This is a genomic window from Granulicella arctica, assembly GCF_025685605.1.
In the GTDB taxonomy this organism is placed as follows: domain Bacteria; phylum Acidobacteriota; class Terriglobia; order Terriglobales; family Acidobacteriaceae; genus Edaphobacter; species Edaphobacter arcticus.
The window spans coordinates 526,465-548,329 of the sequence record NZ_JAGTUT010000001.1; the positions used below are offsets into that span (position 1 = coordinate 526,465).

A 21,865-nucleotide genomic window follows, 5' to 3' on the forward strand; every position below is an offset into this window, starting at 1 on the left:
TTCATGGCGCTATCTAGATCCGGTCCAGCGCCTGCCCAAGATCCGCCATCAGATCCTCAACGTCCTCAATCCCCACGCTCACCCGCATCAGCCCATCCGTGATCCCCAGCCGCGCCCGTCCCTCGGCACCCACCGCTGCATGCGTCATGCTCGCCGGGTGACAGATCAGCGTCTCCACACCGCCCAGCGACTCAGCCAGCAAACAGAGCTTCAGCGACTTCGCAAACGTATTCGCGTTCTCCAGCGACCCAAGCTCCATCGACAACATCGACCCGAACCCGCTCTGCTGCCGCTTCGCCAGCTCATGCTGCGGATGCTCCTTCAAGCCCGGATAGAACACCCGCTTAACCGCGTCGTGCTCCTTGAGGAACGCCGCCACGACCTGCCCGTTCACATCGTGCTGCTTCATCCGGACAGCCAGCGTCTTCACCCCACGCAGCAGCAGGTAGCTCTCAAACGGCGACAGGATCCCGCCCGTACACTTTTGCACAAAGCGGAACCGCTCCGCCTGCTCCGGAGTCGTACACACCAGCACCCCGCCGAGTCCGTCCGAATGGCCATTCAGAAACTTCGTCGTCGAGTGCATCACGATGTCCGCCCCCAGCGCGATCGGCTGCTGGAAGTACGGCGACATAAACGTATTGTCGACGCTCAACTCCACGCCTCGCGCATGGCTGATCGCCGCCACCGCCGCGATATCCGTAATCGACATCATCGGATTCGTAGGCGTCTCAATGTGCACCAGCTTCGTCTCCGGACGAATCGCCCCGGCCACATTCTCAGCCACACTCGTGTCTACATAGGTGAACGTCAGCCCATAGTGCGTCAGCACCTTGTCGAAGAGCCGCCCCGTCCCGCCGTATACATTGTCCGAGCAGACCACATGGTCACCCGACTTCATCATCGTGCATAGCGCCGTAATCGCAGCCATGCCGCTGCCGAACACATGCGCGCTCGTCCCGCCTTCAAGCGAGCACAGGCTCTCCTCCAACGCATCCCGCGTCGGGTTCGTCAGCCGCGCATACTCGTGGCCCTTGTTCTTCCCAATCTCTTCCTGCTGGTAGGTCGAAGTCAGGTAAATAGGCACGTTCACCGCGCCAGTAAGCTCATCAGGCTTCTGTCCATCATGAATCGCCCTTGTCGCAAAGCCATGCTTCTTTGTATCCGTCATCGTTGTAACTCCTTGCGTACAAACCAGCGCTAGCTCAACACGCCTTTCGATAGATACCGCTCTGCTGAATCCGGAATAACCGTCACCACCCGCTTACCGGAGCCAAGCTCCGCCGCAATTGCAACCGCCGCTGCCACCATCGCTCCTGCACTAGACCCAGCGAAGATGCCCTCCTCTGCCGCCAGCCGCTTCACCATCGCAAACGCCGGTTCATCGTGGATCATCACCACCCGGTCGCAGACCGATCGATCAAACGTCGCCGGTATAAACGACACCCCAATCCCCTCAACCTTGTGCGTTCCCGGCACACCGCCCTGCAACACACTCCCCTGCGGCTCCACAGCCACAGTCAGAATCTCTCGCTCCTGCGCCTTGAAAAAGCGGGCAATCCCCGTAAACGTTCCGGCCGATCCCACGCCGCTCACCCACGCATCTACCCGACCGTCCATCTGTTCCCAGATCTCTACCGCCGTTGTCGCTTGATGAAAGTCAGGATTAGCAGGGTTCTCAAACTGCAGCGCCGCAAACGCGCCTGTCGTCTCACGCTCGAACACCAGCGCTTGCCGAATCGCTCCTGCCATCCCCTCGGCTTCAGGCGTGCGCACCACCGTAGCGCCCAGCCCACGCATCAGGATGCATTTCTCCTCTGCGAACCCCTCAGGCACAAACAGCATCACCGCATAGCCGCGATTTACCCCAATCAGCGCCAGGCCGATCCCGGTATTCCCCGCCGTAGCCTCAACAATCGTCCCGCCGGGCCGCAGCACGCCGCGCCGCTCCGCATCGAGCACAATCCCAAGCGCGGCACGATCCTTAATGCTCCCACCAGGGTTCAGGAACTCAAGTTTGACCCACACCTCCGCTGCGCCCGAAGGCACCACGTGGTTCAGCCGCACCATCGGTGTCTGCCCAACTAAATCAACTATATTTTCGCTCACCCGCACCGGTCTATCTTACCGCCCAGCCACATCAAGGCCGTTTCCCGGGAGCGCTCAGGCCCTGACCCGCACCGCTATCCTTGTTGTCGATCTTCGGGAAATATCCACTCCGCGTTCGCACCGTCAGATGGCTGAACGCCTTCGACTTCGCCTCGACATGCACCTCGCGGTACCCACCCAGCGTCGGCGACTTCGTCGAATGATACGCAATCGTGTACTGCGTCCGAATGTCCTGCGCTACCTCTGCGGCAATCGGATCAATCTCCTTCAGCGACCGCGGAAAGTAAGCAGCCCCGCCCGTCTGCTCCGACAGCGTCTCAAGCACCCGCCGCGCATGCCGCGACTCGCGTTTATCCGTATCCTGCCCAAACAGCAGCCCGACGCAGTAGATCACCGGCCCATCCAGATCCTGAATCCTGCGAATCGCCTGCTCAAGCGACGCACTTGAAGCGTTATCCTCACCGTCCGTCACAATCAACAGCACCTGCTTCGGATGTTTGGCGTTCTTCGTCAGATAATCAGCCGAGGCCACCAGCGCGTCATAGATTGCCGTTCCACCGCTGGATTTGATGTAGCTCAAACCCTGCTGCAGCTTCGCCGGATCGTTCGTAAAGTCCTGATCGATGAAAGCCTCCCAACTAAAATCCACCAGGAACGCCTCGTCCTCAGGATTCGACAGCTTCACGAAATCCAGCGAAGCCTGATCGACCGCCGCCCGCTTGTCGTACATCGACCCTGAACTATCGATCAGGATCCCCAGCGACACCGGCAGATCCTCATGCCGGAAGCCCGCAATCACCTGCGGAACACCGTCCTCATATACGTGGAAGTCTTCTTTATTCAGCGTCTGAACGGAGCGTCCGCTTCCATCCAGCACCGTCGCATCAAGCCGGACCTCATACGCGTCCTCGCGCAGGGTGTACTTCCCATTGGCACCCTTGCCGATGTTTGCAGCCGCAGCCTGTGCAGCCGTATCACCCGACTTCACCGGAACATCAGGGTCAGGAGACGCGATCGGGTCGCGATCCACCGTCAGATTCGGCACCTGCTTCGGGCTCTGTTGCGCCTGAAGATTCGCTGCGCCGACTATCGGCATCAGCAGAAACAATCCAACCCATCCGGCGGCCCGCGGCCAGTAGCCTTTACTGCGAAGGTGCATAGTACCCCTGGCGATTGTGCACCGTTAGCGGAGGCAGCCCCGGCGGCGGCACCAATCGTATCTTCAATTTACGCCAGTTGCCGTCCTGCTTCACCTCCGAGGGTCGAAAGCCGATCACATATTCGTTCCGCAGCTCCGCACTGATTCGCGACGCGATATCCCCCAGATCGTTCAAATCTGACACCCGGAACATGCGCCCACCCGTCATCTCGCAGATCTCCGTCAGCAGCAGCGGTCCCGTCTGCTCCTCTGTAGTAGGGGCATACGCGTCAAAGATGCCGATCGAGTAGAGCTGCACATCGCTCTCCCGAACCACCCGCCGCAACTCGCTCTCCGTATACCGGCTGCGATTATCACCCCCATCCGAGATAATCAGCAGCGCCTTCCGCTCATACTTCGCCTGCCGTAGCTTATTGACCCCGAGATAGATCGCATCGATCAACGCCGTCCGATTCTCTGGTTTCAGCATCACCATCCGCGCCTCGACATCGTCGATATCGGAGGTATAGTCCACAATCACTGCCGGCCGATCGTTGAAGCCAATCACGAAAAACTCATCCTGCGGGTTGGATGTCCGCAGAAACTCACTCAACGCCTTTCGTGCCCGCGCAAACTTGGAAGACATACTCCCGCTCAGGTCGAAGACGATTCCAATCGTCACCGGCGCATCATCCGTCGAGAAGCTCTTGATCGTCTGCAGCACGTCCTTGTCATAGATATAAAAATTTTCCTTCTCCAGCCCCGTCACCAGGCGGTTCATCTGATCCGTCACCGTGGCCGGGACCAGCACCAGGTTCACATCCACCCGGATTCGCGCATCCCTTCGTGATGTTCCCTGCGAAGCTGCGTTATTCGCCCCACTCACCACCGGCTTTGAGTCTTCTGGGGACTTCACCGGCGGAGGAGGCGCCTGCGTATGCACCTGTCCGAGCGGGTTCTCCTGCGCCCTGCACCACCCAACACACAACATGGCCAGCAGCAGACACCTCATCCCCGCTCGCTGATACGCTTTGCTCGTTCCCGTCCCTCTGCCGCCCATGGAAACCACGCCGTCTTCGCGGCCGAACCGATCCTTTCATGAGCGCCGCGAACCCCCACGAAAGCTTCAACCTGCAACGAGAACAGTGCAGAACCCAGCAGCCCTCGCCCGCAGACTACACCGCCTCAGCCATATTCGGCACGTATGTCAGCATAAATTTTGAAATGCTGACAAAATCCAGACGGCTTCCTGCATCTACGAGTCCTCACCTGCTCTGGATGGCAGCCACACCCCCCACGTTGCCCGTTCTTCGTCCTGTACCCTTCACCCCGTACAATCAAATCCAATCATCTGCTCTACCTCTGGGAGAAATCACACCGCATGGCCCGCATCTACCCCTTCCGCGCACTCCGCTACGATCCCGCTCGCGTCCCCATGGGGGATGTCGTCACCCAGCCCTACGACAAGATCTCCCCCGAGATGCAGCAGCGTTACTACGATGCCAGCCCCTACAACCTCATCCGCGTCATCCTCGGCAAGAAGGACCCTGCCGACACCGAAGAGTCAAGCGTCTACACCCGCGCCGCCGAGTCCCTCACCGCCTGGCGCAAAGACCGCATCCTCCTCGAAGAAGCCGAGCCCGCCCTCTACGGTTACGCCCAGACCTACAAGGTTCCCGGCACAGAAGAGATTCGCGAGCGCCGCGGCTTCATCGCCCTCGGTCACCTCTACGACTACGCCGACAAGGTCGTCTATCGCCACGAGCAGACCTTCCCCAAGCACAAATCCGATCGCATGAGCCTCTTCAAGGCCACTCGCACCTACTGCGAACAGATCTACATGCTCTACTCCGACCCCGCCTTCACCGCCGAAAAGCTTATCTTCGGCGCCGGTAAGAACGGCACAGACACCACCCCCGCCGACCTCGCCATCACCGACGAGTACGGTGTAGTCCACCGCGTCTGGAAGCTCACCGACCCCACCCTCATCAACCTCATCGTCACCGCCATGGCCGACAAGAAGCTCATCATTGCCGACGGCCATCACCGCTACGAGACCTCGGTTGCCTACGCCAAAGAGCGCTCCGCCCAACTACGCCTTCCCCTCGGTCAGCCTCGCGACGAGGATGAGAAGCTGAGCCCCGGCCATCTCCCCGTCCCCGCCTTTCCCGAGGCTGCCATGATGATGACCTTCGTCAACATGGACGCCCCCGGCATCACCATCCTTCCCACCCATCGCGTAGTCTTTGGGCTGGACCAATTCGACACCGAGGCCTTCCTCACCCGCGCCGAGGAGTTCTTCGACATCGAACCCCTCGTCACCGCAGACCTCGAACCGCTCGTCGTCTCAGGTGCCGTGGCCTTCATCGCCGTAGCTCGCGACGGCAACCACCTCCTCAAGGCCAAACCCGCAGCCATCGCCGCAGCTCTCAAGGACATCTCTCCCCGCCAGGCCCAGCTTGACGTCGTCCAGCTCCACCGCATCGTTCTCGAGCGCCTCGTCGGCCTCACTGCCGCGTCCATCACCAACGCCGAGAACATCCGCTACGTCCGCGAAGCCGAAGATGCCGTGGCGCAGGTGCGTTCCAGCGCAGCCAACATCGCCTTCTTCATCCGCCCCGTCACCCTCGACCAGCTCCGCGACATCTCTCTCTCCGGAGACGTCATGCCCCAGAAGTCCACCGACTTCTACCCCAAACTCCTGAGCGGCCTCGCCATCTACGCCCTCGATTAACCCTTACCAGCAGCGGAGTGGAAGTTTACCTTCCACTCCGGGTCGTCGTCCCAAGCGCAGCGAAGCCCCCGCATTGGCTCCTGATCTTCTCCCTGCCCACCGAAATCCAGCCATTGCTTTTCTTTCTGTCATTCCCGAAGGGGACCTGCGTCTGTCCTGCCTCGAACGCCAAAACTAAACTCCCCTCTTCGCAAAGGAACTCAAAGTATTATCAACAAGGTGCGGGCCGAACCATACTGCATTTGCCGCAAACCAAATAATCAGCCTTGACCCCCACCCGCCAAATCCGTCGCCTCACGCTGACACTCCTCCTCGGAGTAGCGACCGGCCTCGCCCAAACCGCTCCCGCAACCCCATACATGAACCGCAACCTCATCGTCCTCGACCCGGCCCACGGCAATCAGGATAGCGGCGCAACCATCAACAACCAGCCTGAAAAAGAAATAACCCTGGCCTTCGCCACGACTCTGAAGACCCTCCTCACCGCCAAGGGCTTCACCGTAGTCAGCACCCGCGAAGCAGAACTCCCCGCCGTCCTCACCACGGACCAGCGCGCCGGCACCGCCAATCATCTGCGTCCGGTCGCCTGCATCGTCCTTCACGCCACCAGCACTGGTGACGGCGTCCATATCTTCACCTCATCGCTCCCGGCTACCAGCGACCCCTACGAGCCAGCCGCCCAAATCTCCTGGGAGTCTGCCCAGACGACCTATCTCGCCCAAAGTCAGCACCTCGCCAACGATCTTGGCCTGGCACTCGTCCGCACCAAAGTTCCCGCCGTCCTCATTCGCACCGCCCTCCGTCCGCTCGATAACCTGACCTGCCCGGCCGTAGCAATCGAACTGGCTCCGCTCAAAAACGGCAACCATAGACCGGCCGACGAGGCCTACCAGCAGCGCGTAGCCGATACCCTCGCCGCCGCTCTCCTCACTTGGCGCGATCTCATCAACCCGCGCCCTGCTCCTAAGGCTGCCCCCACCCCCGCAGCGGGAGCCACGCCATGATCCCCCGCTACCAGCGCAACACCTTCTACACTCTTTGCGTCCTCATCATCCTCATGGCCGCCTTCACGATTCGCGAGCGTCAGAAATCTCACGACCGCATTGCCGCCGCTACCGAAGCCCTACCCTACATTGAGCCCGTCAACGCCCAGACCGAGTCCGTCACCCTCGACCTCGCCAACGACGCTAATGGGTCAATCATCTCCGGACTCCGTGACACCGCCCTCCCGCAGGAGCCTTCCTCGCGCGCCCACGCCCTCCTCGATCGTCTCTTCGCCGAGTACGCCCAGCCCAACTCGCCCCACCCCATCCGCGCCAGTCAGAATGGCCAGGTAGTCGACGACGTTTTTCTTCTCAAGCTCCCCATCGCCACCCAGCCCTCCGCGACCTTCATCCCCTCCGGTCTTCTCGCCGTCGTCAATCTCCGCGCAGCCTTCGTGGATGCCCACCCCTCCGGCGTCACCGTGGAGAACCTGACCATCCAGTCCATCATCGGCACTCTCCACGCCAACCTTCCCGACATTACCGAGATCCGTTTCCTCGTCGACGGCCAGCCTCGCGAAACCCTCGCCGGACACGCCGACCTTACCCACACCTATCCCGCCGTCGACACCGCCGCTACCTCCCTTCAGCCCACGCAGCCAGCAGAACTTCCGCACCCATGAGCCTCTCGGAAAACCTCACCATCGGCGTCTTTGACTCCGGCTTCGGCGGCCTCACCGTCCTTCGTGCTCTCCTCCCGCTCATCCCCGGAGCCCACTACATCTACCTGGGCGACACCGCCCGTCTCCCCTACGGCTCAAAGTCGCAGGCGACCATCGCACGATACGCCGTCGAAAGCGCACAGTTCCTCGTCGCCAGGGGTGCGGACATGCTCGTCATCGCCTGCAACACCGCCACCGCCCTTGCTCTACCAGAGATCATCGCCTCCGTGCCAGTCCCGCTTGTCGGCGTCATCGAACCCGTCGTCCAGATGGCGCACTACGGTCGTCAGAATACCCAGGTCCTCGTGCTCGCCACTCAGGCGACGGTCCATTCGCACGCCTACCTGCACGCATGCGAACGACGCGATCTTCTGGCGACCGAGAAAGCCTGCCCCCTCCTCGTGCCGCTCGTGGAAGAGGGTTGGATTGACCATCCGGTCACGCGGGATGTCCTCCGCATCTACCTGTCAGAGGCCCTGCAGCTCTGTTCACCCTCTGCCGTCCTCCTCGGATGCACCCACTATCCACTACTGGTCTCACCCATCGAGCAGACGCTTCTGGAACTCAATTCGAACGCCGTTCTCATCGACTCCGCAAGAGCTACTGCAGAAGCAGCCGCAGCCATGGCAGCCTCACTGCAAAAGCCGTCGTCCACCCACCAGCCCGTCACCTTCGAGTTCTACGCGACCGACTCCATAGAAAAATTCCAGAATCTCGGCAGTCGCTTCCTGGGTCAACCCCTGAACGAGGTTAAGCTCCTTGACCTCGGCGGTTAGCCGATCGGTGCTAAGCCTCTGTATATCCCCCGTCGCCTCTCCTATAACCTAACCTCATGCCCTATCTCCTCAAGACAGAACCAAACAAATACTCCTACGATGACCTCGAGCGAGACGGCGAGACCACCTGGGACGGTATCTCCAACAATCAGGCCCTGCTCTATCTTCGCGGCATGAAGAAGGGCGAAAAGCTCGTCATCTATCACTCCAACATCGGCAAAGCCGCCGTCGGCACCGCCAGGGTAGTCTCCGTCGACGCCACCGACCCCAAAGCCCCAAACGTCCGCATCAAGGCCGTCAAGCGCCTGAAAATACAGAAGCAGCTGGCCGACATCCGCACCGCAGCCGTCTTCCATGGCTCCATCATGTTCCGCCAGTTCCGCCTCTCCGTCGTCCCCATCACCGACGAGCAGTACGACTGGCTCACCCTCACTTAGATCGCCCTTTAAGCTATCGCTAAGCATCACCCTGCTATCCTTACCCTTGCAGCAGGCAGCCGTTCGAAAGGATCTCCAACCGCATCATGATCGATCTCAAAGGCAAAGTAGCCGTAGTCTTCGGCCTCGCCAACAAGCGCAGCATCGCCTGGGCCATCGCCCAGAAGCTCTCCGACGCCGGAGCCTCCCTCGCCATCTGCTACCAGAGCGAACGCCTCCAGCGCGACGCCGAAGAGCTCGCCGCCGACCTTCCCGACACCAAAACCTTCCGCTGCGACGTCTCCCTCGACACCGACATCGACACCGTCTTCGAGCAGCTAAAGGCCGAATACGGCAAGCTCGACATCATCGTCCACTCCATCGGCTTCGCCCCGAACATCAAGAACGATGTCCTCCACACCACCCGTGAGGACTTCCGTGTCGCGCACGACATCAGCGCCTACTCGCTTATCGCCCTCGCCCGCGCAGCCGAGCCTCTCATGACCGAGGGCGGTGCCATTCTCACCCTGACGTACTATGGCTCGACGAAAGTCTTCCCTAACTACAACATCATGGGCGTCGCCAAAGCCGCACTCGAAGCCGCCGTCCGCTCGCTCGCCGTCGACCTGGGCACGAAGAAGATTCGCGTCAACGCCATCTCAGCCGGCCCCATCAAAACCCTCGCCGCCCGCGGCATCGGTGACTTCAGCAAAATCCTCAACGCTGTCGAAGAGCGCGGCCCCCTCCATCGCAACGTCGACGCAGCCGAAGTCGGCAATACCGCACTCTTTCTCGTCTCCGATCTCGCCAGCGGCATCACCGGCGAGGTCACCTTCGTCGACTGTGGCTACAACATCACAGGCCTATAATCCCGACAGCGAGTTCGCCTCGCATCCAGCCCGGCCAGTGCGCAACGAACCCGAGGGATCGTAAGCTCACTTCCTGCAGCATGGTCCGCACCGCTCTTTTCAGGAGACCCGCAATGCCTCTATATGACCTCCTACTTCCCGAGTTCGACGACGAGATCCGCAACACCCGCAAAGTTCTCGAGCGTCTTCCCCTCGAAATGGCAGACTACAAGCCGCACGAGAAGTCCATGCCGCTGGCCAAGCTCGCCGCACACGTTGCGCGGATGCCGCAGTTCTTCTCGCTCATCCTCACCACGCCTGAGATGGATTTCTCCAAGACCAGCATGGGGCCTTACCTGGGGACCACCCGCGAAGAACTGCTCGACACCTTCGACGTCGGTGCAGCTACCGCCCGCGCTGAACTGGCCGAGACGGCCGACCGCGCCATGCACGAGAACTGGAAGCTCTGTTCCGGCACCCACAATCTCTACACCGGCTCCCGCTACCACGCCGCCCGCAGCCTCTTCTTCAATCACATGGTCCACCACCGCGCCCAGCTCGGCGTCTACCTCCGTCTCAACAATCTGCCCGTCCCAGGCTGCTATGGCCTCTCTGCCGACGAGAAGTAACGCTCCAGCACGGGCGTGAGCCACATGAAAATTTCAACTGCTGGCCGGACACGGATCATGTAAAGTGGGTCTCCAAAGTGTGTGGACTGTTCTGCTGTGAACAGTCCACACGCTCAACTCCTAACTGATTCTGGAGACCACCCATGACCACCGCCGCTATCCTGCTGCAGGACTTCGACGTCGAGATGCAGAACACCCGCACCACGCTTGAGCGCATCCCGGAAGATAGATCCGACTTCAAGCCACACATCAAGTCCATGCCATGCGGCCGCCTCGCCGCACACGTCTCCCAGCTTCCGCGCTTCGGCATCAGCATCCTCACCACGGACGAGCTCAACATGGCGAACTGGAGCTTCCCAAAGCTCGTCTTTGAGTCTCGCGAAAAGCTCCTGGCCGACTTCGACGCCCTCGCTGCCGAAGCCCGCAGTCATCTAGCCGCAGCCCCGGACGACTACATGCAGAAGAACTGGAAGCTCGCCTGGGGTGACAAGGTGATCGCCGACGCGCCGCGTTCGCTGCTCTACCGCACCATGTTCTTCAATCACCTCATCCACCACCGCGCCCAGCTAGGCGTTTATCTCCGCCTCAACGATCTGCCGGTTCCACCGCTTTACGGTCCCTCAGCCGACGACACCCTCGGCTTCTAGGAATCCTCACCGCCGATACACCACCCCGCCCTTCATCACAAACCCCACCTTCATCACCGCCGAAATATCCTTCAAGGGGTCACCCGGTACCGCGATCACATCCGCGTAATACCCGCCCTTCAACTCCCCAATCTGCCCCGCCCACCCCAGCAGCCGCGCACCGTGGATCATGTCAGCCTGCAGCGCAGCAGCCGGCGTCATCCCATACTTCACCATCAGCTCGATCTCGTGTGCCTGCGTTCCGTGCGGGAAAGTCCCTACATCGCTCCCCATCGCTATCGGCACACCAGCCGCAAGCTGCTTCTTGAACTCACTGGCATGGAACCCAATCAACCACTGTTCACGCGATTTCGCCCGCTCGCTTGACGCATGATCCGCAAAGTACTCTGAGATCGCAAACGTAGGAACCGCGTAGATCTCCCGCTCCTTCATCAGCCGCATCGTCTGCTCGCTCAACTGGTACGCATGATCCACAGATGCCACGCCTGCCGCTGCAGCATATCCCGTTCCCGGCTCGCCCGTCGCATGCACCGCCACGCCTCTACCCGTGCCAGCCTTACCGCCAACGCGTTCTGCCTCGGTCACCGCCTCCTTCAGGTCCTCGAGCGAATATTGGTACGGCGCCGTAAAGACCCCCTCAACCAGGTCATCTCTGCCCGTCTCATACATCTTCGTAAAGTCTGCTCCAACCTTTCTCTGGTCACGCATGACCTTCACCACCTCGACAGCAGAGTCCGCATAGTCCGCATTCGAAAGCAGCTTCTCCGCTGGGTTATACCCAATAGCGTCCTCATGGCCGCCCGTCAGCGAGATCGCATTGCAGCTCACCCGCATCCGCGGCCCAAGGATCAATCCTGTGTTGATCGCATTCCGCACCGCGACATCGGCGCACCCCGCCCCCTCGGTCCCCATATCCCGCTCAGCCGTAAACCCCGCCATCAGATCAGTCTTAGCCGCATCCGCAGCGATCAGCGTCCGCTGCGGCACACTCTCTTCGAGGGTCTGTGAATCCTCTGCTCCCACATGCAGAAACAGATGCACATGCGCGTCGATCAATCCCGGCATCAAGGTCACATCACCCAGGTCAATCACCTCGACCCCGGCAGGCCGGTCCACCTTCACCCCCGCCGCAACAATCCGCTCACCCTCAACCAGCAACTCACCCGGCGACAGGGTCTTACCCGCAGCAACATCCAGCATTCGCGCCGCGTGTAGCACTACCGCATGCTTCGGAGCGAGAGCCTGCCCAAACAACGGCACGACTCCTGCAAGTACAGCCAGGCCCAACCTGAAAGTCTTCATGATGCAACCAGCATACCGCGAGCTGAACTACCCGACCTTCTCCGTCAGCTCAGCCCACCGCGCATACAGACCATCAGCCGCTTCCTGAGCATCTTCCATCTCTTTCAGAGCAGCCGTCAGCTTCACCGGATCGGTCACAACCGCCGTCTCTTCCAGAGACTCACGTGCCGCCTGCAGCCGTTCCTCCGCCGCATCGACAGCAGCCTCAATCCCCGCATATTCCCGAGCCTCAAGGTACGAAAGCTTCTTCTTTCCACCCAAAGCCCCATTCGTAGACGCAGCCGTAGGAGCAGCAACCGCCACCCCGGCCTGCCCCGGAATGATCGACTCCTCGATCGTCACGCCCCGCCACTGCTCCCACTGCGAGTAGTCCGCGAACGTCTCCGTGCCGCCCTTGCCGTCCAGCCCCAGCACAATCGTCGACACCCGATCCAGCATGTACCGGTCATGTGTCACCAGGATCAGCGCGCCCGTATATTCCAGCAAACTCTCTTCAAGAATCTCAAGCGTGGCAATATCAAGATCGTTCGTAGGCTCGTCCAGCAGCAGCAGGTCCGCCGGTTCCAGCATCAGCTTCGCGATCAGCACACGCGCCCGCTCACCGCCGCTCAACCGCTCCACAGGCTGGTTAAGCTGCTCGCTCGTAAACAGAAATTTCGTCGCATAGCTCGCCACATGCACCACCCGCCCCTGGTACACCACCGAGTCCGAGTCGGGAGCCAGCGCCCGTCGCAGCGTCACGCCCTCCTCCAACTCGCGCGTCTGCGAGAAGTACACAATCTTCAGCGAAGCCGCCTTCTTGATGTTCCCCGAGCTAGGCTGAATCTCATCCCGCAACAGCCGCAGCAGCGTCGTCTTGCCCGAGCCATTCGGCCCCACAAGCCCAACCCGCATCCCGCTCGTCACCAGGAACTTCAGCCCCTCGACGATCTTCCGATCGCCCAGCACACAGCTCACATCCTCAAACTCCACCAGCCGTTTCGTCTGCCGATCAGTCGCCGCGAAATCAATCCCGGCGCTCGAAACCTGCGTCCGCGAATTGACCTCCTTCAACTGACCGATCAGATCGTTCGCATTGTCGATACGCGCCTTGGCCTTCGTGCTCCGAGCCTTTGGCCCACGCCGCAGCCAGTCCACCTCGATCTTCACGCGATTCTTCAGCGCATCCTGCAGCTTGGACTGCGCGTCCATATACAGCTGCTTCTCTTCGATAAACCGCGAATACGTCCCTGCCACGCGAAGCAAACCATCCGCATATACACGGTTCAGTTCCACTATTGCCGTCGCGACATTCTCAAGAAAATAACGATCATGGCTGACAAGCACGCAAGCAAAATTAGCCTCATTCAGTAGCGTCTCCAACCACGAAATACCTGCAAGATCCAGATGGTTCGTAGGCTCATCCAGCAGCAGCACGTCCGGCGCAGTCACCACCGCCTCGGCAATCGCCAGCCGCTTTCGCCAGCCGCCCGAAAGCTTCGCCGCCTCAGCGGTCATATCCGGAAAGCCCGTTCGTCCGCTCGTCTCCCGCAGCCGACCCTCGTGCTCGCCCTCAGGAACCTTCGCCAGCACCAGCGCCCGCTCCAGCACATCGCGCACCGTCAGCCCCGGCGCAAAAACCGACTCCTGTTGCACATAGCCGATTCGAGCCCGCTTCCGCGTAGCCACATCACCAGCATCAGCATCTTCATCACCCGCCAGTACCTTCAGCAGCGTGGACTTGCCAGCGCCGTTCGGCCCGATCAGGCCGATCCGGTCGCCGTCAGAAACAGTAAACGAAATCTCGCGAAACAAGGGCGTCGCGCCAAAGGCCTTCGTCAGCCCCTGCGCATTAAGGATTGGTGGCATTTCTTCAGTTTACCGTCTAGCCCCCATCCTTCCTAATTATCCCGCCAGGTTGTAGCCCCATCAGGACGCAGCGTAAGCTATGCTCAGTCAAACCCCACAACATACGTTGCCTGTGTGCAGCCTTTTCGGTTCGCCGCATCACACGCTGGAGACGCATGATCAATCGACGTTCCTTCCTGCACGGCTCAGGCGCAGTCGCCGGACTCAGCATGCTGCACCTCACCGGCTGCCATAGACCCCTCACCGCCGCAGCCACCCCCACAGCACCCGGACTGCCGTACTACGACGCCGTCTCTCCCATCATCCCCATCCGCGCCGACCTCGACCGCATCTTCCGCATCACCGTCTGCCTCCGACCCTTCCGCGCCGCCGGTCCAAGGCTCGACATAGAACAACTCGGCGACAAAACAGTCGTCCACAACTACGGCCATGGCGGCAGTGGATGGTCCCTCTCCTGGGGTTCGGCAGACGTAGTCGTCCGCAAGGCCCTCACCGCCCTCCAAGGCTCTCGCGACATCGCTATCATCGGCTGCGGAGCTCTCGGCCTTACCGCTGCTATCACCGCCCAGCGCGCCGGACTCCAGGTCACCATCTATGCAAAAGAGCGTCCACCCTTCGTCCGCTCCTCCCGCGCCACCGGCTCATGGACACCCGACTCCCGCATCGCCCTCACATCCGCCGCCGCCCCGTCCTTCGCAGCCGATTGGGAGTCGATGGCCCGCACCTCGCTCGCCATGTACCAGAGCTACCTCGGCGCGCCCGGCACCCCCATCGAGTGGACCGACCGCTACATCCTCTCCGACCAGACCAGCGAACAGCGCTCCATCAATCGCGAGCGCGAGGATAGCCACGGCTTCGCCTTCTACCAGGACCGTATCGCCGACCTCACCCCACACTCCCACGAACTGCCACCCGGCGCAACTCCCTTCCCTACGAAGTACGTGCGCCGCACCTCCTCCATGACCTTCAACATCGCCACCTACTCCCGCCAACTCCTCAACGACTTCCAGATCGCAGGCGGCAAGATCGAAACCCGCGAGTTCCACTCCCCCGCCGAACTAAGCAGCCTGCCGCAGCGCGTCATCATCAACTGCACCGGCTATGCCGCCCGCCAGCTCTGGAAGGATGAGTCCATCATCCCCGTCCGCGGCCAGATCGCCTGGCTCGTCCCGCAGGAGGGCGTCAACTACGGCATCAACTACGGCAACCTGAATGTCCTCGCCCGCCGCGACGGCATCGTCATCCAACCCAGCCCCAAGGGCGACGACACCGGCTGGAACGACGACCACGAGCAGCCCGACCGAGCCGAAGCCGAAGCCGGCGTACTCACCCTGCAATCCCTCTATAACCGCATCCAGACGACGTCATCAAAACACGCCTGACCAAGCAAGCGGGGCAGCCGCATTGGCTGCCCCGCATCTCGTGAAGACCAGAAGTCTAGACCTGTCCAACCGGCTTCTTGAACGTAACCAGCCCAATCCCAAGTGCCAGCAGCACAAAGCCCATCATGCCGAACAGCGGTAGATTCGTCCCAGCAAGCGGCAACTCCGCCTCTGCAGCCGACTTCGCCACCAGCAACGCACCCGTCATCGGCGGTGTGTTCGGGGCAACAGCGTCAGCCGCAGCATCAGCCGTAGCCTCGCCAACCGTCGTGATCACCGTGGCCTCAACCATCATGTCCGGCTTTAGTTCGGCGATCGACATCGGCTTCCCGCCAACCGTAAACGTCGTTCCTGCAGGCACCGTAAAATCCTTCGTCCCATCCGCAAGCGACAGGGTCACACCATCCGGTGGCGCAGTCCCGTACACCTTGGCCTTGATCACCGAAACGCCTGACACCATCTTCGGATCGGTCCCCGTCGCTACCGGCTTGATCAGCGCCGTCCCCGGCTTCAACTCGGCGACCGTCAACTCCTTACCACGCGCGGAAAAGTGGTACCCGGCAGGAACGGTGAAGTTCAGCAGCTTGCCATCCGCCGCCTTCAACACAACGTCATTGCCCCCAACGTAGACAACCGTCGAGGTCGGACCGGAGGTAGGAGCGGCAGCAGCATACGAGCACACCGAGGCGGTGGCGAGAACGAGAAACGTCGTGACGTTGAGGCGGCTGAACTTCTGCATGGCGAGCGTCTCCTGAGGTTAGTTAATCTGTACTGCGCGTTCGGTGGTCGACAAAAGGGAGGCCTGCACGATAAATCGCTGCGGCGCTGACCCAACGAAGTAGAAGGGAAAACACGTAATAAGCGTCAGTGTGGAATCTGCTGTTTTGTTAAGGACGGATGTATCCGACGGAAAGACTACCTTCGTCGTCCGAACCACATAATGATCCGTCCGGCTGCCACCCAGCCGCTCCGGCCGCTGCACCTCGATCAGGTCGCCCGGCACCACATCCTTCAGCCCTCGGAAGAACCCATCGCGATGCCCGGTGATCGCCACATTGCCCACCTCGCCCGGCATCGCCGTCCCCGGCACATGCCCGACCCCACGATTCAAAGTCAGGTCCGAAACCCCTTCGAGAACCGGTACCTCAATGCCAACCTTCGGCACCCGCAGCACAGCTTCAGGCGCGGCGAAGGAGACCGACAGCGTCCGCTGGTAAGCCCGGATGCGCGCGCTGTCCCACCCGCGATGCGCTACGTTCTCCGACCGAAACTGCCAGAGAGCAAGGTGCGCCATCGCCGTCCCGTACACCGTAGGCACCAGATAAATCCCAAGCAGAAGCCCGCCGATAACGACGAGAAACACTCCAAGCTTTCGCGACAAAGCCATGCGCTACAACTCCGGTGGAGTACGAGTACGAATGGAAATCGACCGTTCCTTAATCAAATAAGATCGGCGGTTCTGGAAGAGATGCGTGGTTACACCCATAATACGCGAGGCTCCGCATCCATCCAACGCGATCGATCATTCCGGGCCTCGCGCTCTGTACCCAAGCCGCAAGCTCATCACGTCAATCGAATCGTGCCACCCAGCGAACCGTGTTTTCGGTGTCGAAGGTCGCTCCCTTGTCGCTCGGTCGAAAGAAGCCATGCTGCGCGCCGCTAAAGCGAATCGGCCGAAGCACCCGAGCAACCTGCCGATACAACTCTGGCGGTGTCCCTCCACCCGCATCGCCCATGTCCGGCTTCGCTCCCGCCTGGAAGATGACACCCCCGTCGTACCGATAGATCGCGATCCGCGGGTCAAGCCCACGCGACACCTTCTCCCACCCCCCAAGCCGCTCCAGATAGTGGTCCCCTACAGCCGTCAGCCAATTGACAGGGCCAAGCGCATCCTTCAGGAACGTTGCCTCCCAGAAATGCGAAGGAGAAAAAACCTCCAGCCCAGGGTAGCGCGTTGCGAGTGCATAGGCCAGATGACCTGCACGCGCAGCAATCGTGCTTCCCGGACTCTGCAGAACCCCAATGCCTGCATAAGCCTGGTCCGCCTTGAGCAAAGAAGCAAAGCGTTGAAATCGAATGATGAAGTCCGAATTCAGGTGAGCAAGCGGAAGCTGGAACGAAAAGTTGCTGATGCCCACCGGATCCCACGAAGGCATGCACATGAACCCAAGCTCATACGGTGAAGCATCGATCGAGGTAGCGCCTGAACCAAACAGAAACTCGAACGGCCCTCTCTTATCCTTGAACCACGGTGAAGCCTCGATGGACTGACTGGCGCCCGCTTGAAGATTGACCGACTCTCCCTCACGGCTTCGCCAACGCAACTTGTCTCCCGCTATCTCCATGTACTCTCGCACCGCGGCAGCTACTGCCTCACGCCGCTCCACCGTGCCACCATCCCGAAAGATAAAAAGCGCCGTCAGGCCGATACCGATCGCCGCAGTGCCGTCCACGTTGGTAAACCTGCTACCCGCTGCGACTTCTTGGATCTCTGTTGCTGACAGCGTTGCATCCTCTTGCATTGACAACTCCTCTATACGCCTATTGCGTTGCTGCAGCGCCGCCCAGGAGCAGCCCGCCAAGACGCAATGCCCCATAAGCTGCCGCTGCGACAGCTTCCTCTGGAAGTAGCGCAATCGCACCGACAACTAGCGCTCCTCCAATAAGAACATTCCGCACCGTATGATCCTCCGGCTCGGTCGCCGGTACAGGAGACGGCACCGGTACAGGCACCTTTTCCGGCTCCTTCTTGCCGCATCCACATCCCTGCGGAGACATCTCCTCCGGCGGCACACCCCCGTTGATACGAGCATAGTTGGCATTCTGCAAGGGATTTGGTTGATCCGGCGGAAACTTGATCTCCACAACAGAGCGAATGTTGTCTCCTGCTGGCGGCAGCGTAGGATCGTTCACGATCACAGCGTCCGGCCTGCGCATCATCCCCGCGCCCGGAACAAAATCCGGAATCTTCTGCCCCGGAAAACTTCCCGGCGGATGGGGCCGCGTCGGCATACCGTTCACCATAATCGGTGCCGGTGGATTCTGAGTCATATCGTAACTGACCTCAGACTTGATCGTGCTCTGATACCCCGCAGCCGCATCCTGTGCATTCAGCTTGGAGGAGACGCATAGCTGCTTCAACTGCGCACCCGTCGCTGAAATCATCGGCGAGGCATCGCACTGGCAGATAGCGGAGCAGATCGTCGCTCTCTCCGCGGGAGTCATGCCCTTCACTGGCTGTGTTACCGCGGCCTGCACCATCGCCGGAGCACCAGCGCCGGGATGGTACACAGCATCAATCAACTTCGCCCCGGGCGTCGAGTACGCCGAAGCATTAGGCTTCTGCGGATTGCTGATCCCCGCCGCCACCATGCCCGCCACAATCCCGCCCAGCCCGCCGGCCCCCGGCGACCCAGCCCCGATCTCCCCAATCATCACCGTCGGCGATCCCATGATGATTACGCCGCCATGGGTCGTCAGATCCCCCAGCCGTGCCGCCGGCAGGTAGTTGATGAAGACACCCGTCGACCCCTTCACAATCATGTCGGGCGGCCCCACGCAGGTCGCCATCGAGGTCACCGTAGCCGCCGGCAGAAAGTCGATCAGCACCGTGGGTGCCCCCGGCGGCAAAATCGGGCCGCCCACATGCGGAACGAGGACCGTCACCATGGGACAGGTGTGCATGTCAGTGATTCGAGCGGCAGGAGGCATAAGCTTTTCTGTATGCGAGGAGTTCGCCCATCCCTTTTACCTCAAACTCTCAGGCGATACAAGGTAGCTGAGGGCATATGCTGCATCCTATGTTTTATGTCTGACACACGACAGATACACGCAAAATCCGAACGAACCGTAGCCGTAACGCGGCGCTTCAGCAACTCCTTGCTGAACGCCCTCGACCCCGATTCGATCCGTCGCCTCCATCTCGTGCCCGTCACCTTCGAACTCCTTCACGAGATCGAATTTCCCGGTAGCCCCATCGAAAACCTCTTCTTCGTCGAGCAGGGCATGGCGTCCATGACCGCCACCTTCGAGGACGGCTCCCAGGTCGAAGTCGGTATGTTCGGCTATGAGTCAGTCATCGGCGTCTCCGCCCTCATGGGCACCAAGCGCAGCCTTAACCGCGTCTACACCCAGATCGAGGGACATGGCTACTCCTGCACCGTCGAAGCCGCCCGAAACGAGTTCAAGCTCGGTGGCATGTTCCAGGCGCTTGCCCTACGGTACGTGCAGGCGCAACTGGTCCAGGCCATGCAATCGGCAGGCTGCAACGCCAAGCATGAGGTTGAACAACGGCTCGCCCGTTGGCTCCTCATCTGCGCCGACCGCGCCCACAGCAACACCTTCAGGATGAACCACGAATTCCTCGCTGACATGCTCGGCAGCTCACGCCCCACCGTCACCACCGCCTCTGGAATCCTGAAAGACGAGAAGCTCATCAAGTACAGCCGCGGCCTCATCGAGATCATCGACGCCGTTGGCCTCGAGCTACGAGCCTGCGAGTGCTACCACATCATCAAGGATCACCTCGACAACTACACGGAGTTCGATAGCGGCATCAGTGAGTAGTCAGAACGACGCCTGACGAGTCAGCATCGTTGTTCCAGAGCGCAGCACCTCGGTGGACTACTTCCACCGCAGTCTCATCGCCGTTTAGCGACCGTCCCGCGAACAGGCACTACAAATACCCCACACAATCAATGAACTCCAAATAGATCCCACCCCGGGACTCCATTCAGACACTTTCAGCATCTATCCCCTCAAAACGTAACGTCCTCATTCCACAAGAGTAGATTCTGGCGCCGTTCTTTTCGATAGGGGCATAGACCAGTTTTTTCTTCGCGAGAAACCGGCCTGCTCAGTATTAGCCTTAGGGGCGCCAATGAACTTCGGTCACAATAGATCGCCTCAGAAAGATCAACTCCTGCAACGGGAGTTGAAGCGAACCGCCGCACTGGGTACACCGCTCGCTCTTGGCGAACTCGGATGGATGTCGACGTACATCGTCGACGCCATCATGGTCGGGCGGCTTCCTCACTCCGCGCTCGCCATCTCCGCCTCGTCGCTCGGCAACACGATCTTCTACGCCATCATCTTCTGCGTCATTCGCGGCCTCGATGGTATCGAAACACTGGTAGCCCAGTCCTACGGCCGCGACACCCCGGATAGTCGCGAAGACTGCCTCCGCACCCTGGCGCAATCCATGTGGTTCGTCCTTCTCGGCACCCCGCTCGTCATCCTGGCGACCCTCGCCTCCATCCCGCTCCTCACCCACTTCGGCGTCTCGGCCGAGATCGTCGCAGAAACAAAGCGCTACCTCGACGCCCTCGTCTGGTCCACGGCACCCCTCCTCCTCTACATGGCCCTTCGCCGGTACCTTCAGTCCATCAACCATGTTCTGCTCATCACGATCTCGCTGGTCACCGCAAACCTCGTCAACCTCGTCGGCGATTGGGCATTGCTCTACGGCCATCTAGGCGCTCATCCGATGGGCATCGCCGGCTCGGGCTGGGCGACCGGCATCGTCCGCCTCTACATGGTCGGCCTGCTTCTTATCGGGTTCGCCTTTGCGCTGCGACGGCAGAAACTACAGCTCCACTGGAACCTCTTGCGCCCCGACCTCCAGCGCCTCCGCCAGCTCACCGCCATTGGCTGGCCCTCGGGCGTACAGAACATCACCGACCTCGGCTTCTCCACATGGATGTCCGTCGTCTGCGCACGCCTCGGCACCACACTGCTCGCCGCCCATCAGGTCGTCCTCGATCTCGACGCCTTCGTCTACATGGTCCCAATGGGCCTGAGCTACGCCGCAGTCATTCGCGTCGGCCAAAGTGCTGGTCAGGGAAGCCTGCCCGGCGTACGCCGATCCGCCCGAGCGAGCCTGTTGCTCTGCATGGGCTACATCTCCATCGCGTCCTTGCTCTTCGCCGGTCTCCCGCGCCTATGGGCAGGGGTCTACACGACTGACCCGCGCGTCATCGCCGCAGCCGTCCCCATCTTCATGATCTGCGGCCTTCTACAACTCGGCGATGCCGCAAGCGTTATCTACGCCTCCGCCCTCACCGGTCTCGGCGACACCCGCACCCCGTTCTTCGTCAACACCATCATCTTCTGGCTCATCGGGGCTCCCCTCGGATGGTATCTGGCCTTCCACAGCTCCCTTGCCCTTACAGGTCTTTGGATCGGCCGCGCCGTCGCTGCCATTCTCACTGGAGTCATCCTCGCCATCGCCTGGCGAACCCGTCTTCAGCAACTTGAAGGACGACGCGACATCAACATCTTCACCGCACTCCAGCCACTTCAAACCTTGCAATTCAAGTAAGCCTCTGTACTC

The 21,865-nt window shown here is 60.8% G+C and carries 21 protein-coding genes; 11 read left to right on the top strand and 10 right to left on the bottom strand.

All coding sequences use genetic code 11. The features are described from left to right. Window positions 1-13: 13 nt before the first annotated feature. Genes OHL20_RS02120 through OHL20_RS02135 form a run of 4 tightly spaced genes read right to left on the bottom strand, consistent with a single transcriptional unit; the run spans window position 14 to window position 4,259 of the window. Entirely contained in the window at window positions 14-1,171 is a 1,158-nt protein-coding gene (locus tag OHL20_RS02120; RefSeq protein WP_263381567.1) for a trans-sulfuration enzyme family protein, read from the bottom strand. Window positions 1,172-1,200: 29 nt separating this feature from the next. After that, complete coding sequence (locus OHL20_RS02125) at window positions 1,201-2,109, bottom strand: PLP-dependent cysteine synthase family protein (RefSeq protein WP_263381568.1); 909 nt, start codon at window positions 2,107-2,109, stop codon at window positions 1,201-1,203. A 31-nt stretch (window positions 2,110-2,140) separates the two neighbouring features. Further along, window positions 2,141-3,268 (bottom strand): VWA domain-containing protein, encoded by a 1,128-nt coding sequence (locus OHL20_RS02130; RefSeq protein WP_263381569.1) that lies wholly within the window; start codon window positions 3,266-3,268, stop codon window positions 2,141-2,143. Beyond that, complete coding sequence (locus tag OHL20_RS02135; RefSeq protein ID WP_263381570.1) at window positions 3,252-4,259, bottom strand: VWA domain-containing protein; 1,008 nt, start codon at window positions 4,257-4,259, stop codon at window positions 3,252-3,254. Before OHL20_RS02135 ends, OHL20_RS02130 begins: the two co-directional genes overlap by 17 nt. A gap of 369 nt (window positions 4,260-4,628) precedes the next feature. On the opposite strand from OHL20_RS02135, the gene OHL20_RS02140 reads away from it, so the two are divergent. The 8 genes from OHL20_RS02140 (at window position 4,629) to OHL20_RS02175 (ending at window position 11,002) form a co-directional block, all read left to right on the top strand. Continuing rightward, the gene (locus tag OHL20_RS02140; RefSeq protein ID WP_263381571.1) at window positions 4,629-5,981 is read left to right on the top strand and encodes a DUF1015 domain-containing protein; all 1,353 of its coding nucleotides are present in this window, start codon (window positions 4,629-4,631) and stop codon (window positions 5,979-5,981) included. 266 nt (window positions 5,982-6,247) lie between these two features. Then, window positions 6,248-6,985, top strand: a complete 738-nt coding sequence (locus tag OHL20_RS02145) for an N-acetylmuramoyl-L-alanine amidase family protein (RefSeq protein ID WP_263381572.1) — start codon at window positions 6,248-6,250, stop codon at window positions 6,983-6,985. Next, the gene (locus OHL20_RS02150; RefSeq protein ID WP_263381573.1) at window positions 6,982-7,647 is read left to right on the top strand and encodes a GerMN domain-containing protein; all 666 of its coding nucleotides are present in this window, start codon (window positions 6,982-6,984) and stop codon (window positions 7,645-7,647) included. Before OHL20_RS02145 ends, OHL20_RS02150 begins: the two co-directional genes overlap by 4 nt. After that, the gene (gene murI / locus OHL20_RS02155) at window positions 7,644-8,462 is read left to right on the top strand and encodes a glutamate racemase (protein WP_263381574.1); all 819 of its coding nucleotides are present in this window, start codon (window positions 7,644-7,646) and stop codon (window positions 8,460-8,462) included. The genes OHL20_RS02150 and murI overlap by 4 nt, the downstream gene beginning before the upstream one ends. Before the next feature lie 56 nt (window positions 8,463-8,518). Beyond that, window positions 8,519-8,899 carry an EVE domain-containing protein gene (locus OHL20_RS02160; protein WP_263381575.1) on the top strand — a complete coding sequence of 127 codons (381 nt, stop codon included), beginning with the start codon at window positions 8,519-8,521 and terminating at the stop codon, window positions 8,897-8,899. An 86-nt stretch (window positions 8,900-8,985) separates the two neighbouring features. Then, complete coding sequence (locus OHL20_RS02165; RefSeq protein ID WP_263381576.1) at window positions 8,986-9,747, top strand: enoyl-ACP reductase FabI; 762 nt, start codon at window positions 8,986-8,988, stop codon at window positions 9,745-9,747. A gap of 113 nt (window positions 9,748-9,860) precedes the next feature. Then, window positions 9,861-10,355 (top strand): DinB family protein, encoded by a 495-nt coding sequence (locus tag OHL20_RS02170; RefSeq protein WP_263381577.1) that lies wholly within the window; start codon window positions 9,861-9,863, stop codon window positions 10,353-10,355. Window positions 10,356-10,498: 143 nt separating this feature from the next. Next, a complete protein-coding gene (locus tag OHL20_RS02175; protein ID WP_263381578.1) occupies window positions 10,499-11,002 on the top strand; it encodes a DinB family protein in 504 nt (167 codons plus the stop codon). Window positions 11,003-11,008: 6 nt separating this feature from the next. On the opposite strand, the gene OHL20_RS02180 is transcribed toward OHL20_RS02175, so the two are convergent. Next, entirely contained in the window at window positions 11,009-12,304 is a 1,296-nt protein-coding gene (locus tag OHL20_RS02180) for a metal-dependent hydrolase family protein (protein WP_263381579.1), read from the bottom strand. 27 nt (window positions 12,305-12,331) lie between these two features. After that, complete coding sequence (locus OHL20_RS02185; protein WP_263381580.1) at window positions 12,332-14,152, bottom strand: ABC-F family ATP-binding cassette domain-containing protein; 1,821 nt, start codon at window positions 14,150-14,152, stop codon at window positions 12,332-12,334. Window positions 14,153-14,307: 155 nt separating this feature from the next. Between OHL20_RS02185 and OHL20_RS02190 the strand changes: the two genes are divergently transcribed. Next, window positions 14,308-15,534: an FAD-dependent oxidoreductase gene (locus tag OHL20_RS02190; RefSeq protein WP_263381581.1), complete on the top strand. Its 1,227-nt coding sequence runs from the start codon at window positions 14,308-14,310 to the stop codon at window positions 15,532-15,534. A gap of 55 nt (window positions 15,535-15,589) precedes the next feature. Here the strand turns inward: OHL20_RS02190 and OHL20_RS02195 are convergent, their stop codons facing one another. The 4 genes from OHL20_RS02195 to OHL20_RS02210 all read right to left on the bottom strand — a co-directional run bounded on the left by OHL20_RS02195 (window position 15,590) and on the right by OHL20_RS02210 (window position 19,245). Continuing rightward, window positions 15,590-16,273, bottom strand: coding sequence for a hypothetical protein (locus OHL20_RS02195; protein WP_263381582.1), 684 nt, complete (start codon window positions 16,271-16,273; stop codon window positions 15,590-15,592). Window positions 16,274-16,291: 18 nt separating this feature from the next. Next, a complete protein-coding gene (locus tag OHL20_RS02200) occupies window positions 16,292-16,921 on the bottom strand; it encodes a class D sortase (protein ID WP_263381583.1) in 630 nt (209 codons plus the stop codon). Between the two features lie 181 nt (window positions 16,922-17,102). Further along, the gene (locus tag OHL20_RS02205) at window positions 17,103-18,056 is read right to left on the bottom strand and encodes a DUF3396 domain-containing protein (protein ID WP_263381584.1); all 954 of its coding nucleotides are present in this window, start codon (window positions 18,054-18,056) and stop codon (window positions 17,103-17,105) included. A gap of 19 nt (window positions 18,057-18,075) precedes the next feature. Continuing rightward, window positions 18,076-19,245: a PAAR domain-containing protein gene (locus OHL20_RS02210; protein WP_263381585.1), complete on the bottom strand. Its 1,170-nt coding sequence runs from the start codon at window positions 19,243-19,245 to the stop codon at window positions 18,076-18,078. A gap of 96 nt (window positions 19,246-19,341) precedes the next feature. On the opposite strand from OHL20_RS02210, the gene OHL20_RS02215 reads away from it, so the two are divergent. Both OHL20_RS02215 and OHL20_RS02220 read left to right on the top strand, forming a co-directional pair. Then, window positions 19,342-20,100 carry a Crp/Fnr family transcriptional regulator gene (locus OHL20_RS02215; protein ID WP_263381586.1) on the top strand — a complete coding sequence of 253 codons (759 nt, stop codon included), beginning with the start codon at window positions 19,342-19,344 and terminating at the stop codon, window positions 20,098-20,100. Window positions 20,101-20,413: 313 nt separating this feature from the next. Continuing rightward, window positions 20,414-21,853 (top strand): MATE family efflux transporter, encoded by a 1,440-nt coding sequence (locus tag OHL20_RS02220; RefSeq protein ID WP_263381587.1) that lies wholly within the window; start codon window positions 20,414-20,416, stop codon window positions 21,851-21,853. Window positions 21,854-21,865: the final 12 nt, after the last annotated feature.